Raw genomic sequence first — 16,739 nt, 5'->3', positions numbered from 1 at the left:
TATTCATCTCTCTACTCTTGCGTAGCCCGGTCTCTACAGACCGCTCTTTAAACTTGCTTCAATAAAATCATCCAGGTCGCCATCGAGTACCGCCTGGGTGTTACCGGTCTCAACCCCGGTACGAAGATCCTTAATGCGCGACTGGTCGAGCACATAGGAGCGGATCTGACTGCCCCAGCCGATGTCGGACTTGGTCTCTTCCAGCGCCTGCGACTCCGCACTGCGCTTCTGCATCTCCAGCTCATAGAGCTTCGCCTTGAGCTGCTTCATCGCCTGGTCCTTGTTTTTGTGCTGTGAGCGGTCGTTCTGACACTGCACCACGGTACCCGTGGGATTGTGGGTAATTCGAACTGCTGACTCGGTGCGATTGACGTGCTGACCACCCGCCCCCGAGGCACGATAGACATCGATACGCAGATCGGCTGGATTGATATCGATATCGATATTGTCATCGATCTCGGGTGATACAAAGACCGAGGCAAATGAGGTGTGGCGGCGGTTGCCGGAATCGAAGGGTGATTTTCTCACCAGGCGATGTACGCCGATCTCGGTACGCAACCAGCCGAAGGCGTACTCACCCTCAAAACGGATCGTGGCAGACTTTATACCCGCCACCTCACCATCGGAGACTTCCATAAGCTCGGTCTTGAAACCACGTCGCTCACCCCATCGCAGATACATACGTAGCAGGATATTGGCCCAGTCCTGCGCCTCGGTACCACCAGAGCCGGCCTGGATATCAACATAGGCGCTATTGGGATCGGTCTCGCCGGAGAACATGCGACGGAACTCAAGTTCGACCAGCTCTGTCTCAGCCTTCTCGAGATCGTCGATCACGGCATCCAGGCTCTCCTGATCATCCTCTTCACCCGCCATCTCGAGTAGATCTGAGGAGTCGTTGAGAATTGCATCGAGATTAAGGATCGTTTCAACCACCTTCGCTAGCTGGGAGCGCTCGCGCCCTAACTCCTGCGCACGTTCCGGCTCGTTCCAGACAGCGGGATCTTCTAGTTCGCGTTTGACCTCTGTTAGGCGCTCACTACGGACTTCGAAGTCAAAGGTACCCCCTAAGGGCATCTGTACGCCCACGCATCTCTTTGATTTTTTGAATGTATTGGTTGATTTCCAGCATTACGATATCCGTAGCTTAGTCTTGGCAAGAAAGCGCCGAATAATACTACAGACGGGGCATAGGGTGAACGGATTAATCGTAGTCAGCGCTGTGATGTACAGCCGCGAGGGATATAGAGTTGGACTTGAATGGTAACTAGCGTGATGAAGACTCACAGATTGGAGCCATTTTCCCATTCTTATCACGCTTACAATTGAAGCCACACTCGTAGTCGCCACCTCTTAACCTGTTGGAGGCTTTCATCTTTAGTACCACTTCAATTCGACACTCCTTGAGGGTCTCATAGTTACCAACATAGGCGTAGTTACTCAGATCATAACGGTCGGTATAGACAAAGCCATGCCACTGGTCGTTGTTGCATCCTGAGAGCAGAAGTGTAGAAGCGATAGCTGTGAGCAGAAGAGCAGTTTTCATCAATATTTCATTTCTAGGTAGTCTAATGGGATTCATTTACTTGTTGCAGATTATAGCGGCTAAGTTAAAAAGTTTCTTTAATCCCTTATGTAACTTATTGAGTTTAAAGTGAGTATAAAAAAGTAGTGCCATATTTACACATGGGTAGTGTGGTTTACATGCTCATCATTTATGAATCATTAGTTTGAGTTTGAGCGCATCTAGCGATACGACAGCTCATAATTTATACCCAACAATTTTGCACAATTTAACAAATAATCTTTTTTATCATTCAGTTAGAAGATATTGATCAAATCGAAATTAAAGTGTGAACATGGTCACACTTTTTTATAAGAAATGTCATTCTAAACGCCTATTTCATTAATTCTACTTATATGGCTTGTGCCCACCCAACCACTAAACCACAAGATATTGTGGCAATCATCAATGAAAGGGCTAAAATTTACTCTGAGTAAGGCGATAACATTGATGTAGATGTAACGGATTACGCAGTTTTCCACCGTCACTAGCAACACCTGGAGGCACTAACTATGTTGAGCATGATCTACAGACTAGCCAACCAGTTTGAGCAGAAACACGGCGTCCGTCCTAACCTTCTCTACCTGAGTCCCCAGCATCTTGAGCGGTTAAAGAGTGAGTGCCCTGAGGTTGTCGATCAGAACACGCTCTATCACTTCTTCAAGATTGAGCTTGTTGTGGGGAGAGACGTAATTCACCCGCACGTAGCGTGGTCATCGACCGCATTAAAACGCGCCGTGTAGCGGTTATACGTCCCTCTCTCTATACTGATTTCAGGTAGATAAAACGGTGCATTATCGTGCAAAAGCTGCGATAATTAGCGCCCTTTAAAATAGCTGTCTTCGTTCCTAGCAGATAATCGAAGACGTGATCAGCCTGAATTATCAGAGAGAGAGCAAGGGCCGAATGGCAAAAGAAGAAAATATCGAAATGGAAGGCACGGTGATCGACACCCTGCCAAACACCATGTTCCGCGTTGAGTTAGAGAACGGTCACGTCGTCACCGCTCACATCTCAGGGAAGATGCGCAAGCACTACATCCGCATTCTTACCGGTGACAAGGTCACCGTGCAGCTGACCCCCTACGATCTCAGCAAGGGTCGCATCACCTACCGCGCTCGCTGATCACTCAGAGGATCCAGTCAATACCGGATCCTCAATGTACCGCCTCCCTCTCCTCGACGATATCCAGTACAAGCCCTTCGCTGTCACTGGTGATGTTGACGTGGCCACCGTCGACCAACCGGCCGAAGAGTAGCTCCTCTGCGAGCGGTTTTTTGATGTACTCCTGAATAACACGCGCCATCGGCCGCGCACCCATCTTCGGATCGTAGCCCTTCTCCGCCAGCCAGAGACGTGCCTCATCATCGATCTCTATCGTCACACCCTTCTCATCAAGCTGAGCCTCAAGCTCGAGTACAAACTTGCCAACAACGTGACCGATGGTTGACGGATCGAGCGACTTGAACTGAATCACTGAGTCGAGTCGGTTTCTGAACTCAGGCGTAAAGGTCTTCTTGATGCTCTCCATACCATCGCTGGAGTGGTCCTGGGTGGTGAAGCCGATAGAACTACGGCTCATCTGCGCAGCGCCCGCGTTGGTGGTCATCACCAATACAACGTTACGGAAGTCGGTCTTACGACCGTTGTTATCGGTCAGCGTACCGTGATCCATGACCTGCAACAGCAGGTTAAAGAGATCGGGATGTGCCTTCTCGATCTCATCGAGCAGAAGCACAGCATGGGGATGTTTATTAATCGCCTCGGTGAGCAGACCACCCTGGTCGAAACCGACATAACCAGGAGGTGCGCCGATCAGGCGCGAAACGGTATGGCGCTCCATATACTCCGACATGTCGAAACGAATCAGCTCAACGCCCATGATATTGGCAAGCTGTTTGGTCACCTCGGTCTTACCAACACCGGTAGGACCGGCGAAGAGGAACGAGCCGATTGGGCGATCCTGATTACCAAGACCGGAGCGAGACATCTTGATCGCCGAGCTGAGCACATCAATCGCCTCATTCTGTCCGTAGACGACCATCTTCAGATCGCGCTCGAGGTTACGCAGCGAATCCTTATCAGAGACCGATACGGTCTTCGGCGGAATACGTGCCATCTTGGAGACAATCTCCTCAATCATCTGCACGGATATGGTCTTTTTACGCTTAGATGCCGGCTGCAGCTGCACCCGTGCACCCGCCTCATCGATGACGTCGATCGCCTTGTCGGGCAGATGACGGTCGTTGATATAGCGCTCAGAAAGTTCAGAGGCAACACGCAGGCTATTGAGCGGGTACTTAACCTTGTGGTGCTCCTCGAAGCGTGACTTAAGCCCCTTGAGGATCTCAAAGGTCTCATCGACACTCGGCTCTGGAACATCAATCTTCTGGAAACGACGCGACAGGGCTCGATCCTTCTCGAAAATGCCGCGGTACTCCTGATAGGTGGTCGAGCCGATGCACTTCAGTTCACCCGATGCGAGCATCGGTTTGATCAGATTGGAGGCATCCATCGCGCCACCCGATGCTGAACCGGCACCAATGATGGTATGAATCTCGTCGATAAAGAGCACGGCACCGGGAGTTTTTTGCAACTGAGCCAGCAGCGCCTTGAGACGTTTCTCAAAATCGCCTCGGTATTTCGTACCGGCCACCAGCGCGCCGAGATCGAGTGAGAAGATCGTATCTTCAGAGAGCACCTCGGGGACCTCGCCATCGACAATCAGCTTAGCCAGCCCCTCGGCAATGGCCGTTTTACCGACACCCGCCTCACCCACCAGTAGTGGATTGTTCTTACGACGCCTGCAGAGGATCTGTACAGTGCGTTCAACCTCCTCTTTACGACCGATTAGTGGATCGATCTCCCCGAGGCGTGCCTTCTCATTGAGATTGGTGGCGAAGCTCTCAAGTGGCTGTTTTTCACCACCGCCCTCTTCCCCCAGATCTTCACTCGAAGAGAGCGGCTCACCAAAGAGCTCCTCATCCTCATCGACCTTGGAGATGCCGTGTGAGATGTAATTGACCACATCAAGACGTGTCACATCATGCTTACCAAGGAAGTAGACCGACTGCGACTCCTTCTCACCGAAGATGGCAATGAGTACATTGGCGCCTGTGATCTCATCTCGGCCAGAGGATTGCACATGAAAGATGGCACGTTGCAGTACACGCTGAAATCCGAGGGTCGGCTGAATCTCACGCGCATCGTTGACGGGAATCAGCGGCGTTGTCTCCTCCAGGAAATCGCTCAGGTCGAGACGGAGTTTATCGATATCAACACCACAGGCCCGCAGTACCGGAGCTGCGGCCAGATTATCGAGCAGCGCAGCCAGCAAATGTTCAACCGTGACAAACTCATGACGACTGTCGCGAGCAGCCTGAAAGGCGTTGTTTAACGAGAGTTCCAGTTCTTTACTCAGCATGACCTTTTAACCTCAATTGCTTTGGCGAGTTACGCCTCTTCCAGCGTGCACAACAGCGGGTGCTGGTTGTTTCTGGAGTGGTCATTCACCTGTGAGACCTTGGTCTCGGCCACATCCCGGGTAAAGACACCACAAATTCCCTTACCCCGCGTATGCACATGAAGCATGATCTGGGTTGCCTTCTCTCGATTCATCGAGAAGAAACGCTCCAGTACCTCAATCACAAAATCCATCGGTGTGTAGTCGTCATTCACCAGTACAACCTTGTACATGGGTGGTTTTTTCAGCTTCGGCCTCTCCTCTTGCAGAGTGAGCCCGTCGTCATGTTGATGTTGATCTTCTTTATTACTCATGATGCCGATTTTAGCCGATTCTTACCGTAACGAAATACACTTTTATTACCCATTGCCTCAATTTCATCGTGCCAGATCTGCAACAGATTGCAATAACCGACGCTTTTAGTAGGTATATGGGCCTGATTAAGTATTTCAAGCACAAAAAACCCCGGCCTGATGAATCAGTACCGGGGTTGATTGGGTGCTAACTAACTGATCGTTACATATTCTCTATCATCGCATCACCAAAGGCAGAGCAGCTCAGTAGTGTTGCATCTTCCATCAGACGCTCAAAATCGTAGGTAACGGTTTTGGCCTGGATTGCACCCTCCATCGCCTTAATCACCAGATCAGCAGCCTCAGTCCATCCCATGTGGCGCAGCATCATCTCGGCTGAGAGAATGATCGAACCGGGATTGACCTGATCCTTACCGGCATATTTTGGTGCGGTGCCGTGAGTTGCTTCGAACATCGCGACGCTATCTGAAAGGTTGGCACCGGGAGCAATGCCAATACCACCGACCTGCGCCGCCAGGGCGTCAGAGACGTAGTCGCCATTGAGATTCAGGGTTGCGATCACATCATATTCGGCAGGACGCAGCAGGATCTGCTGTAGGAAGGCGTCAGCGATGACATCTTTGATAACGATCTCTTCACCGGTTTCCGGATGCTTGAAGCTGCACCAGGGACCACCATCAATCTCAACCGCGCCAAACTCCTCCTTGGCAAGCTCGTAACCCCAGTTTTTGAAGGCACCCTCGGTGAACTTCATGATGTTGCCCTTGTGCACAAGGGTCACTGAGGGGCGTTTATTATCGATCGCATACTGGATCGCCTTGCGTACCAAACGCTTGGTCCCCTCGGCCGAAACTGGCTTGATACCGATACCGGAGCTCTCTGGGAAACGGATCTTTTTCACTCCCATCTCACTCTGCAGGAAGTCGATTACCTTCTTCACCTCGTCACTCCCCTCGGCCCACTCGACACCGGCGTAGATGTCCTCGGAATTCTCACGGAAGATAACCATATCGGTCTTCTCAGGCTCCTTAACCGGGCTAGGTGTACCCGTGTAGTAGCGAACCGGGCGCAGACAGACGTAGAGATCGAGTTCCTGACGCAGGGTAACGTTGAGAGAGCGGATACCACCACCAACGGGGGTGGTGAGCGGTCCCTTGATCGAGACAACATAGTCTTTCACCGCCTCAAAGGTCTCCTCAGGTAGCCAGACATCGCCACCGTAGAGGTTATTGGCCTTCTCACCGGCATAGACCTCCATCCAGGCGATTTTGCGATTGCCGCCATAGGCCTTCTCAACGGCGGCATCAACAACCTTCTTCATCACCGGGGTGATATCGACACCGATTCCATCACCTTCGATGAAGGGGATAATTGGTTGATCAGGTACGTTGAGAGAAGAGTCGTCGTTGAGGGTGATCTTCTCGCCAGAATCAGGAATTGCGATCTTGTCGTAAGCCATTACCATTACCGTTGCTGTTGAATTGGCAGGCATTCTACCACTTCAAAACGCGACGGAGGCCATGCAAAACACGGGGCTATTGGGTCGGAATTAACAGGCAGAGCTACTCGTCATCCAGATTGGCACGACCACTGGCGACAATTCGTCCCATGGTGCGCTGATCGGCTCTTGAGAGTTCAGAGTAGCGAATCGAGATTCCAACACCTGTTCCCAGAAGATTGAGTATCTGGCACTTGGTCAAGATTCGCGCTTCATTCATACCACATTTGTAACGTAGCGTGAGCAGTCCAACCTGGCCAATTTCGGGCATCTTACCGCCTGCGGCTGAAAACGAGGTGCTCTCCATAAAGGCACCTTCAATCGCAAGTGTGCGAGTGCTTCCGTAGAAGGTCTGACCGCCCGACATCTGCAACGAACACGCAAGTCGTATTCGTTTGCTAATATGACGTCTGACCTCAACTACACTCACTATTGTGATTCCCAAATAGAGACTCGTGGGCTAATTTTAGTCAGAAACCCTGAATCAAACCGTTACCATGCTCACAGATCAGCGATGAAGATCGATAGACCCCACATCACCGTAGCCGCCATTTGCGAGAAAAATGGGCGTTTTCTCTGTGTTGAGGAGATCAGCGAGGGAAAGCGCGTCTATAACCAGCCAGCGGGACACCTCGAACCGGGTGAAACGCTACTGGATGCGGTTATTCGTGAGACTCAAGAAGAGAGTGGCTGGACCTTCCAACCGGAGTCGATTGTAGGTATCTACAACTGGACTCGTCCGGAGGATCAGCGCACCTACGTCCGCGTCACCTTCTGTGGCAGCTGTGGTGACCACCATCCTGAGCAACCGCTCGACCAGGGTATTGAACAGGCGCTCTGGCTCACGCGTGACGAGTTAGTAAACGCATCAATCAAATTGCGCAGTCCCATGGTGCTTCACTGTATTGATGATTACCTGGCGGGCGAGCGCTATCCACTCGAACTAATCAGCGAGATATGAGGCACTCAGGGTTTGTTGTCGGTAGAATAGTCACCACTCTTTCTACGCAGTTACGTTAACCCCTTGTCTATGTCACATCCTGCCTCTACTCGCGTCATCCTTGGCATCTCCGGAGGCGTAGACTCCTCTGTCGCTGCGCTGCTACTTAAACAGCAGGGTTACCAGGTTGAAGGTCTCTTCATGAAGAACTGGGAGGAGGACGATAACGAGGAGTACTGCAGTGCGGCTGAGGATCTGGCCGATGCCAAGGCGGTCTGCGATCAGCTCGATATTCCACTCCACTCAGTCAACTTCTCTGCCGAGTACTGGGATCGTGTATTTAAGTATTTTCTCGATGAGTACGGTGCCGGACGCACCCCCAATCCCGATGTACTCTGTAATCGTGAGATCAAATTCAAGGCGTTTCTCGACTACGCCATCGATCTTGGCGCCGACTATATCGCGACAGGCCACTACGCCGGAGTCGATCAGGTCGATGGGAACTTCCAGCTATTACGTGGTCAGGACCGGAACAAGGATCAGAGCTATTTCCTCTACACCCTCGGGCAAAAGCAGCTGAGCCGCACCCTCTTCCCGCTCACCCATCTACCCAAACCGGAGGTGCGCCGTCTGGCTGAGGAGGCCAACCTTACGACCAAAAACAAGAAAGATAGCACCGGCATCTGCTTCATCGGAGAACGCGATTTTCGTGACTTTCTCAGTCGTTACCTCCCCGCCCGTCCCGGTGAGATGCGCACGCCCGAGGGTGAGTATGTCGCCGAACATCAGGGATTGATGTACTACACCCTTGGGCAGCGTAAGGGGCTGGGTATCGGTGGCATCAAGGGCAAGAGTGAAGATCCCTGGTTTGTGGTCGGAAAAGAGCTCGAGCAGAACGTACTGCTGGTCGCACAGGGACACGACCATCCGCTTCTGTTCCACACCGGTCTCGAGGCGAGCCAACTCCACTGGGTTACTGGAAGCGCGCCAGATCTACCGCTCGAGTGCAGCGCCAAAACACGTTATCGCCAGAGCGATGCCGCCTGTGTTATTGAGCCGATTTCAGATGGGTGCTGCCAGGTCAAATTTAAACAACCGCAGTGGGCCGTCACCCCAGGTCAGTCGGTTGTCTTCTATCAAGGTGAGGTCTGCATCGGTGGTGGCATCATCGAATCAGCAATAGAGTAGAGAGATGGAAAAAACAGTTAGAAACCAGACCATAGCACTAGCAGGCACACTGCAGGCGGTGACCATGGTCAAACAGCTTGCTCACGGCGAGCAGTACGATCAAGACGACCTACAGACCATGGTCGGCACCGTTTTCGAGACCGAACCGGCATCGATCGAAGCGGTCTACGGTGGTCTGGCGGGGGTTGCCAACGGACTTCGCCTGCTGATCAGACAGCTTGGCGACGATACCTCGCAACGCGATATCGAGACCACCAAGTACCTGATCACCCTGCTTCACCTGGAGAAGCAGCTGATGAAGCGCAGTGATCTGCTGGAAACGGTCACCGCAGGTATCGAGCGGGCACGTCAGCAGCTTAACCATTTTGAACCGACCCACAGCAACGTTATTGCAGGTCTGGCAGACACCTACTTCACCACCATCAGCACCCTGCAACCACGCATCATGGTGCAGGGCGATCCAGCGACACTAAACAGCCCGGAGAATGCCAATCGCATTCGCGCCCTGCTATTGTCAGGTGTTCGTTCAGCGATTCTCTGGAAGCAAGCAGGAGGCGGAAAGTTAAGGTTAATCTTTGGTCGTAAAAAGATTCTTGCTCAGGCCCATGCACTCTGTGCTGAGCTTGAAGAGGGATATCAATAGTCGTTAGTCGATCGACTCAATATATTCGATCAATAGCTGCACACTGCGCACACCCCGCCACTCATTTACATCGAGTCGATAGGCGACACGAACCCTCTGTAGGCTGCCATCCAGTAGCGCAGGCTCAACGTTGAAGGCGATCGCATCGACCTCTTTATTGCCACTGGGCCAGGCGAGCACCAGCTTGAGATGCTTATCACCGACGATACGCTGCTGGCGTACCTCGAACTCACCATCAAAGACCGGCTCCTGAAAACCCTGCCCCCACGGCACTGAGAAACGGAGCTGTTCAGCCAGTACCAGCTCAGCTTCATCCTCGGTCAGCGCCCCGTCACTCAACACCACGCCCTGCAGGTCTTCCTCTGTAAGGTGTGCACTCACCTCCTGATCGAAGGCCTCGCTGAAGGCGGGAAAGTGTTCCCGAGACAGACTCAATCCGGCCGCCATCGCATGGCCACCAAACTTGGTGATCAACCCCGGCTCACGTGTCGCGACCGCATCGAGTGCGTCGCGGATATGCAGTCCAGGTATAGAGCGTGCGGAGCCCTTGATTGAGTCATTGCCGTCATCGGTGAAGACGATCACCGGGCGATGCACACGATCCTTGATCCGCGAGGCAAGTATCCCGATCACACCCTGGTGCCAGTTGGGGTCATAGAGACAGAGTCCCATCGGCATCTCATAGCTATCGTCAAGATTCATCTTGTCGAGATCGGCGACCGCCTGCTCGCGCATCGAATCCTCAGTCTCACGCCGTTCACGATTAAGCTGGTCAAGCTGGCTAGCGATAGTTCGCGCCTCCTCGAGACGATCACTTAACAGCGCACGAATACCGAGATTCATATCATCCATGCGCCCTGCCGCATTGAGCCGCGGTCCAATGGCAAAACCGAGATCGGCCGAGACCAGACGTGAGGCGTTGCGCTTAGCCACCTCGATCAACGCCTGAATGCCGCAACACCCCTTACCGGCGCGAATTCGTGATAATCCCTGTGCCACCAGAATCCGGTTGTTGTGATCAAGCGGGACGACATCGGCGACCGTACCCAGAGCCACCAGATCGAGCAGCTGTGCCAGATTGGGCTCGGCTAAATTGCGTTCAGCGAACCATCCCTGCTCACGCAGATAGGTACGCAGCGCCATCATCAGATAGAAGATCACGCCAACCCCTGCAAGGTTCTTACTCGGGAAGTTATCACCGAGCTGGTTAGGGTTAACGATCGCCTGGGCCGCCGGAAGCTCTCTGCCCGGTAAGTGATGGTCGGTCACCAGCACCTGAATACCGTGCTGCTGCGCAGCGGCCACACCCATCAGACTTGAGATACCGTTATCGACGGTGATGATCAGATCAGGATTACGTTCAGCTGCGACATCAACAATTTCGGGGGTCAGACCGTAGCCATACTCGAAGCGATTCGGCACCAGGAAGTCGACCTCGGCCGCCCCCATCATCTTCAGTGCACGCACCGCTACAGCGGTGCTCGTTGCACCATCGGCATCAAAATCTCCAACAACCAGAAGACGCCAACCACTGCTGAGCGCCTGATGGAGCAGTTTGAGCGCTGCATCGACACCCGCCAGTTCTCGATAGGAGTGCAGGCCATTGAGCCCATGCTCCAATTCGCCAGTGGATCTGATATCGCGAGAGGCGTAGATGCGTGCCAGCAGCGGTGGAAGACCACTGTTTGCGATCGATTCACTCACTACAGGCTCTTCACGCCGAATAATCTGTTTATCAGTCACGATGGTGTTTAATCTCTCAGGTAGTTGATCAGATCAACAATGGGTTTTTTTCGCCGCCACAGCTTCCAGCGATCCGAACGAGTGATCCGATACTCACTGCCACTACACGGCAGTAGCTGTATCGATTCAACTGCTCCCGATTCGAGTAACGATTGAAGTGCAGCAAACCAGTTCCGGTCGAGTATCTGTAACTGGCTATACCAGGATTCAAAATCGCCATAGGCGAGTGCTGATTCCAGGCCCTCAATAACCAGTAGTATTTTGGATGAAGAGGTATCAACCCCGTCGAGCCAGTTATCACCCCGTTGTGGCAGATCGTGGTGTGCTGTGGCTGAGAGTCGTGCAAGCCCTTCTGCCACCACACTATTACTCCACACCTCATCAAAGTGAGACGAAAGCTCAGGTAGTTGACCACCACCCCAGAGCCAGAGGCTGTTGATCTCGGCACGACCTGTGAGTTGACGCTGCTGATTGACCGGATGGGTGTGCAGCAGCATCTGTATCTCATTCAGCCACTGGTTCCATTGCGCCCCGCCCTCCCCCTTCGGCAGATGCTGACTGACATCACAACCGATCGCCTCTTCAAGCGCCATGCAGTTCAGCTTTGGATCCTCTGCAAGCTTGAGATACCAACGCCCTTCAGTACCCATTTCGAGACTCATACCAGTGGGTGTAATCAGTTCGTTAATCGACTCAATCAGGGCCTCCGCCTCTTCTCTCTCAATGTTGAGCAGCTGCATCTCGTAGAGATGCAGTCCCGTTATCTCAGGGCGGAGATGGACAGGATCTGCACGCAGAAGATAACCAACCTCATTATCCGATGGGCTGGAAACATCAGCGACATAGGCTGCCTGCGCAACGGAGAACGGCGGAGTGATATTGCGCGATGGGGTAAAACAGGCGAAGAGGTTATGGGTAGCGTCGTGATGGTTGGTACACACAACGCTTCTGCTCAATAGAGACTCGAGTTTAGGTAGCTCGAAGTGGGCACCGCCATGGGGCGGAATCGGCCCCAGTAGACCAGGAATCAGCAGGGTGAGATTTTTCTGTGGCGCTGAGATAGTCGTTGCTCGCTTAGCTCGGCTTTGGGGAGTTGCACAGAGTTTATGTGCCGCTACACCTTTGTGTAACGGCACACGGTAGCGTTGCAGCTATTCCGAATCGAGGGCTTCGAGTCGAATTCGAACAACCTGCTCTTTCACGGTGTCGAGCGCTTCGATCTGCTTGATTGCCTCGTTCATCTGCTTCTCACGGATACGGTGGGTCAACATGATCACCGGTACCCAATCGGCATCAGCAGGCTGCTCCTTCTGCAGGATCGCCTCAATGCTGATCTGTTGATCGGCAAGGATGCGAGAGACATCGGCAATTACACCCGGCTTATCACTGACGTGAATACGCAGATAGTAGGCCGTCTCGATCTCTTCCATCGGCAGGATGGGATGATCGGAGAGCGCATCGGGCTGGAAAGCGAGATGTGGTACGCGGTTCTCAGGGTCCGAGGTGAGAGTACGTACTACATCGACAATATCACCAACAACGGCCGAGGCAGTTGGCTCGGCACCGGCACCGGCACCGTAGTAGAGGGTCGGGCCCACGGCATCACCCTTCACCAGTACCGCATTCATAACACCGTCAACGTTTGCAATCAGGCGGCGCTGAGGAATCAGAGTTGGGTGGACGCGCAACTCAACGCCCTCCTCGGTGCTACGAGCCACACCGAGGTGTTTGATGCTGTAACCAAGCTGCGCGGCATTATCGACATCATCGCTGGTGATCTTGCTGATCCCCTCGGTGTAGGTCTTCTCGAACTGTAGAGGAATACCGAAGGCGATCGAGGCAAGGATGGTCAACTTGTGAGCGGCATCAATACCCTCAACGTCGAAGGTCGGGTCGGCTTCGGCATAACCGAGCGCCTGTGCCTCAGCCAGTACATCGGCAAAGTCACGTCCCTTGTCGCGCATCTCGGTGAGTATGAAATTACCAGTACCGTTGATGATGCCGGCCAGCCACTCGATGCGGTTACCTGCCAGCCCCTCACGGATAGCCTTAATAATCGGAATACCGCCAGCAACAGCCGCCTCAAACGCGACCATCACACCCTTCTCCTGAGCCGCAGTGAAGATCTCGTTACCGTGCAGAGCGATTAACGCCTTGTTGGCGGTGACCACATGCTTGCCATTCTCGATTGCCTTGAGAACCAGTTCACGCGCCAGATCGTAACCACCGATCAGTTCAACCACCACATCGACATCAGGATTGTTAACCACCTCAAAGGCGTCGTTAGTAAGAACCGCCTCTTCGGTACCCATGGGACGATTATCGCTATCGATATTACGTGCGGCTGCGTGCACCACGCGGATGCCACGACCTGCCCTGCGCGTGATCTCCTCAGCGTTACGTGAGAGTACCTTGGCGGTACCGCCACCAACTGTTCCAAGACCCAGCAGGCCAACATTTACGGGCTTCAAGACTCATCTCCTTCTGCTGCAGCTGCAGCCTTACTATCGCTACGGAACATCTCGCGAATACCTCGCACCGCCTGACGGGTACGATGTTCATTCTCGATGAGCCCAAAACGGACGTGGTCATCACCATAATCACCAAAGCCGATGCCGGGTGAAACGGCAACCTTCGCTTGAGCGAGTAGTTTTTTAGAAAATTCGAGCGAACCGAGATGACGGTACTGCTCGGGAATTGGGGCCCAGACAAACATCGTCGCCTTCGGCTTCTCAACTGCCCAGCCGATGCTGGTAAGGCCATCACAGAGCACATCGCGACGACTCTGGTACATGTCACGGATCTCAGTCACGCAGCTCTGGTCGCTCTCAAGTGCGGTGATTGCTGCAACCTGGATCGGAGTAAACATGCCGTAATCGAGATAGGACTTCATTCGTGCCAGCGCAGCGACCAGTGTCTTGTTGCCACACATAAAACCGACACGCCAGCCCGGCATGTTGTAGCTCTTCGACAGTGAGTAGAACTCAACCGCGACATCCTTGGCACCGGGCACTTCAAGGATAGAGGGTGGTTTATAGCCATCGAAGGCGATCTCGCCATAGGCGATATCGTGCACCACCCAGATCTCATGCTCGCGCGCAATCGCAACAACCTTCTCAAAAAAGTCGAGTTCGACGCACTGCGTGGTGGGATTACCAGGGAAGTTCAGTACCAGCATCTTTGGCTTCGGCCACGAGTCCTTGATCGCCTTCTCCAGCTCACCGAAGAAGTCACCTCCTTCGACCAGAGGTACGTGGCGGATATCGGCACCAGAGATGGTAAAGCCGTAGGGGTGGATCGGATAGGCGGGATTGGGGACCAATACCGCGTCACCGGGTCCCATGGTAGCGAGCGCCAGATGGGCGAGACCCTCTTTAGATCCGATGGTGACAATCGATTCAGTCTCTGGATCGAGATCGACATCGAAACGGCTCTTATACCAGTTACAGATGGCACGGCGCAGGCGTGGGATGCCGCGCGAGACTGAGTAGCGGTGGGTATCCCCACGCTGAGCGGCCTCAACCAGCTTGTCGACGATATGTTGAGGAGTCGGCTGATCGGGGTTACCCATGCCGAAATCGATAATATCTTCGCCACGGGCTCGTACCTTAGCCTTCAACTCATTAACGATATTGAAAACATAGGGCGGTAAGCGCTTGATTCTTTGAAATTCTTCGATCACAAATCTGTTTCCGGATTGGGCCTGAGCCACATCAATTCGGGGCATAACCCCAGCCAAGAGGCAAAACATTACTTAGCAGGGGAAAGGGTGTCAAACACTATATTTTATAGGCTAGCTATTGAGCGAGGCAGATGAGACCGGTAAGGTGCGTTTATGCAGTTTCAACTTGAACAATCGGCAGGTGGCCACGCCATTCGTGCCTACCAACGTGATGCGATCAAGATCGGTGCGACCACCTACACTGAATCGCTGATTGTCACCCCAGAAAAGCTCCTCGAGGGGTGGTGTAGCGCGGGATTCGAACAGCTGCAACGCGACGATTTCGCCTCGATTGCCGAGCTGGAGCCCGAGGTGGTGGTGCTGGGAACGGGTGAGAAACAGCGTTTTCCCAACCAAAAATTGATGATCGATCTGATCAATGCCGGTATCGGTGTAGAGGTTATGGATACGGCTGCGGCATGTAGAACCTACAACATACTGCTCGCAGATAGTCGCCGCGTTGCTGCGGCACTGCTACTCGACTAGCGCAATAACACCTCGATCGAGTAGCCGTCATGCTCGAGAATCTCGCGTAGACGTCGCAGCGCATCCATCTGTATCTGTCTGACACGCTCACGTGTTACACCAATTTCATTGCCGACCTGTTCGAGCGTGGAGATATCGTAGCCGTGCAGACCGAAGCGGCGCTCCACCACCTCGCGTTGCTTATCGTTTAGCTTCTCCAGCCAACGATCAAGCGATGAGACGATCGCCTCATCTTGTAGAAAATCGGTTGGATCGAGTGAGTTCTCATCAGGGATCGCATCGAGCAGCGACTTGCCACCCTCCTCACCACCGATCGGAACATCAACCGATGCGGTGCGCTCATTGAGCCCCAACATCCGTTTTACATCCTTGATCGGTCGATCAAGCTCAGCAGCCACCTCTTCAGGGGTCGGCTCACGATCAAGCCTCTGTGATAGCTGGCGAGCAGCACGTAGATAGACGTTAATCTCTTTGACGACATGGATTGGCAGTCGAATGGTGCGCGTCTGATTCATGATGGCGCGCTCAATAGTCTGACGTATCCACCAGGTCGCATAGGTTGAGAAACGGAACCCGCGCTCAGGATCAAACTTCTCCACAGCGCGTATCAGACCGAGATTACCCTCTTCGATCAAATCGAGTAGTGCAAGACCTCGATTCATATAGCGGCGTGCAATCTTCACCACCAGGCGAAGGTTACTCTCAATCATCCGCTTGCGACCCGCCTCCTCTCCCCTGAGCGACATGCGAGAGTAGTGCACCTCCTCCTCTGCTGTAAGCAGAGGGGAGAAACCGATCTCTTTAAGATAAATTCTAGTGGCATCCATCTGCCGACTCGAAATCTCACCCGCCTCATATGACTTCTTGTCACTCTCTTTAGAAGAGGGTGCGCCGGGGGGAGTATCGGGATGTTTCGTTGTTGCCCCATCATCATCGAGGCGCAGTTCTTTTGTCTCATCTGAATCCGCAACTTCAACTTCTTGCGACGTCTGATCTGGCGACTGCTTATTGCTCATTATTACTGCTTCCTTTTTGCAGGTGCAGACTCAGCTTAACGCCATGCACTCACACAACACAACTCCATACGCTGACCGCCATGGATAGCGAAGCGAAGGCGGTTAGTCCGCGATAGTCGACGCCGTCTGCCTATTCGTAGTTGAGAGCGCGAGCGAACGACGA

Annotated in this window: 17 protein-coding genes; 6 read left to right on the top strand and 11 right to left on the bottom strand. The window is 53.2% G+C overall.

The genetic code is table 11. The features are described from left to right. Nucleotides 1–33: 33 nt before the first annotated feature. Nucleotides 34–1,132 (bottom strand): peptide chain release factor 2 gene (gene prfB / locus BOW52_RS01340; protein WP_135621922.1). Its coding sequence is split into 2 segments (ribosomal slippage): nucleotides 34–1,056 and nucleotides 1,058–1,132, totalling 1,098 coding nucleotides; the frame shifts between segments, so codons are not numbered across the junction. A 135-nt stretch (nucleotides 1,133–1,267) separates the two neighbouring features. Beyond that, nucleotides 1,268–1,546, bottom strand: a complete 279-nt coding sequence (locus BOW52_RS01335) for a hypothetical protein (protein ID WP_078482282.1) — start codon at nucleotides 1,544–1,546, stop codon at nucleotides 1,268–1,270. Nucleotides 1,547–2,085: 539 nt separating this feature from the next. On the opposite strand from BOW52_RS01335, the gene BOW52_RS01330 reads away from it, so the two are divergent. Beyond that, nucleotides 2,086–2,307 (top strand): hypothetical protein, encoded by a 222-nt coding sequence (locus BOW52_RS01330; protein ID WP_135621920.1) that lies wholly within the window; start codon nucleotides 2,086–2,088, stop codon nucleotides 2,305–2,307. Between the two features lie 163 nt (nucleotides 2,308–2,470). Beyond that, on the top strand, nucleotides 2,471–2,689 hold the full coding sequence (gene infA, locus BOW52_RS01325) for a translation initiation factor IF-1 (RefSeq protein WP_078482350.1): 219 nt from the start codon (nucleotides 2,471–2,473) through the stop codon (nucleotides 2,687–2,689). A gap of 31 nt (nucleotides 2,690–2,720) precedes the next feature. Here the strand turns inward: infA and clpA are convergent, their stop codons facing one another. The 4 genes from clpA to BOW52_RS01305 all read right to left on the bottom strand — a co-directional run bounded on the left by clpA (nucleotide 2,721) and on the right by BOW52_RS01305 (nucleotide 7,206). After that, a complete protein-coding gene (gene clpA, locus BOW52_RS01320) occupies nucleotides 2,721–4,988 on the bottom strand; it encodes an ATP-dependent Clp protease ATP-binding subunit ClpA (protein WP_078482280.1) in 2,268 nt (755 codons plus the stop codon). A 29-nt stretch (nucleotides 4,989–5,017) separates the two neighbouring features. Beyond that, nucleotides 5,018–5,341 carry an ATP-dependent Clp protease adapter ClpS gene (gene clpS, locus BOW52_RS01315; protein WP_078482279.1) on the bottom strand — a complete coding sequence of 108 codons (324 nt, stop codon included), beginning with the start codon at nucleotides 5,339–5,341 and terminating at the stop codon, nucleotides 5,018–5,020. A gap of 202 nt (nucleotides 5,342–5,543) precedes the next feature. Next, a complete protein-coding gene (icd, locus tag BOW52_RS01310; RefSeq protein WP_078482349.1) occupies nucleotides 5,544–6,800 on the bottom strand; it encodes an NADP-dependent isocitrate dehydrogenase in 1,257 nt (418 codons plus the stop codon). 103 nt (nucleotides 6,801–6,903) lie between these two features. Beyond that, nucleotides 6,904–7,206, bottom strand: coding sequence for a hypothetical protein (locus BOW52_RS01305; RefSeq protein ID WP_078482278.1), 303 nt, complete (start codon nucleotides 7,204–7,206; stop codon nucleotides 6,904–6,906). A gap of 147 nt (nucleotides 7,207–7,353) precedes the next feature. Between BOW52_RS01305 and BOW52_RS01300 the strand changes: the two genes are divergently transcribed. The 3 genes from BOW52_RS01300 (at nucleotide 7,354) to hflD (ending at nucleotide 9,610) form a co-directional block, all read left to right on the top strand. Further along, complete coding sequence (locus BOW52_RS01300) at nucleotides 7,354–7,800, top strand: NUDIX hydrolase (protein ID WP_078482277.1); 447 nt, start codon at nucleotides 7,354–7,356, stop codon at nucleotides 7,798–7,800. A 63-nt stretch (nucleotides 7,801–7,863) separates the two neighbouring features. After that, nucleotides 7,864–8,967, top strand: a complete 1,104-nt coding sequence (gene mnmA / locus BOW52_RS01295; protein WP_172840054.1) for a tRNA 2-thiouridine(34) synthase MnmA — start codon at nucleotides 7,864–7,866, stop codon at nucleotides 8,965–8,967. Nucleotides 8,968–8,971: 4 nt separating this feature from the next. Then, nucleotides 8,972–9,610, top strand: a complete 639-nt coding sequence (hflD, locus tag BOW52_RS01290; protein ID WP_078482275.1) for a high frequency lysogenization protein HflD — start codon at nucleotides 8,972–8,974, stop codon at nucleotides 9,608–9,610. 3 nt (nucleotides 9,611–9,613) lie between these two features. Here the strand turns inward: hflD and recJ are convergent, their stop codons facing one another. From recJ to alaC, 4 genes are read right to left on the bottom strand one after another with little or no spacing between them, the layout of a single operon-like run. Beyond that, entirely contained in the window at nucleotides 9,614–11,353 is a 1,740-nt protein-coding gene (gene recJ, locus BOW52_RS01285) for a single-stranded-DNA-specific exonuclease RecJ (protein ID WP_135621918.1), read from the bottom strand. 8 nt (nucleotides 11,354–11,361) lie between these two features. Continuing rightward, a complete protein-coding gene (locus tag BOW52_RS01280; protein WP_172840053.1) occupies nucleotides 11,362–12,489 on the bottom strand; it encodes a hypothetical protein in 1,128 nt (375 codons plus the stop codon). 15 nt (nucleotides 12,490–12,504) lie between these two features. Then, nucleotides 12,505–13,824, bottom strand: a complete 1,320-nt coding sequence (locus BOW52_RS01275) for a homoserine dehydrogenase (protein WP_078482273.1) — start codon at nucleotides 13,822–13,824, stop codon at nucleotides 12,505–12,507. After that, complete coding sequence (gene alaC, locus BOW52_RS01270; RefSeq protein ID WP_135621914.1) at nucleotides 13,821–15,035, bottom strand: alanine transaminase; 1,215 nt, start codon at nucleotides 15,033–15,035, stop codon at nucleotides 13,821–13,823. Before alaC ends, BOW52_RS01275 begins: the two co-directional genes overlap by 4 nt. 153 nt (nucleotides 15,036–15,188) lie before the next feature. Between alaC and BOW52_RS01265 the strand changes: the two genes are divergently transcribed. After that, complete coding sequence (locus BOW52_RS01265) at nucleotides 15,189–15,560, top strand: Mth938-like domain-containing protein (RefSeq protein WP_078482271.1); 372 nt, start codon at nucleotides 15,189–15,191, stop codon at nucleotides 15,558–15,560. Here the strand turns inward: BOW52_RS01265 and rpoS are convergent. Beyond that, nucleotides 15,557–16,576 carry an RNA polymerase sigma factor RpoS gene (gene rpoS / locus BOW52_RS01260; protein ID WP_078482270.1) on the bottom strand — a complete coding sequence of 340 codons (1,020 nt, stop codon included), beginning with the start codon at nucleotides 16,574–16,576 and terminating at the stop codon, nucleotides 15,557–15,559. The genes BOW52_RS01265 and rpoS overlap by 4 nt on opposite strands. Between the last annotated feature and the right edge of the window lie 163 nt (nucleotides 16,577–16,739).

It is taken from the genome of Solemya pervernicosa gill symbiont, assembly GCF_002020875.1.
Taxonomy (GTDB): Bacteria; Pseudomonadota; Gammaproteobacteria.
Note: the sequence above shows the minus strand (reverse complement) of the source record. Positions and strands in the feature narration are given on the sequence as shown.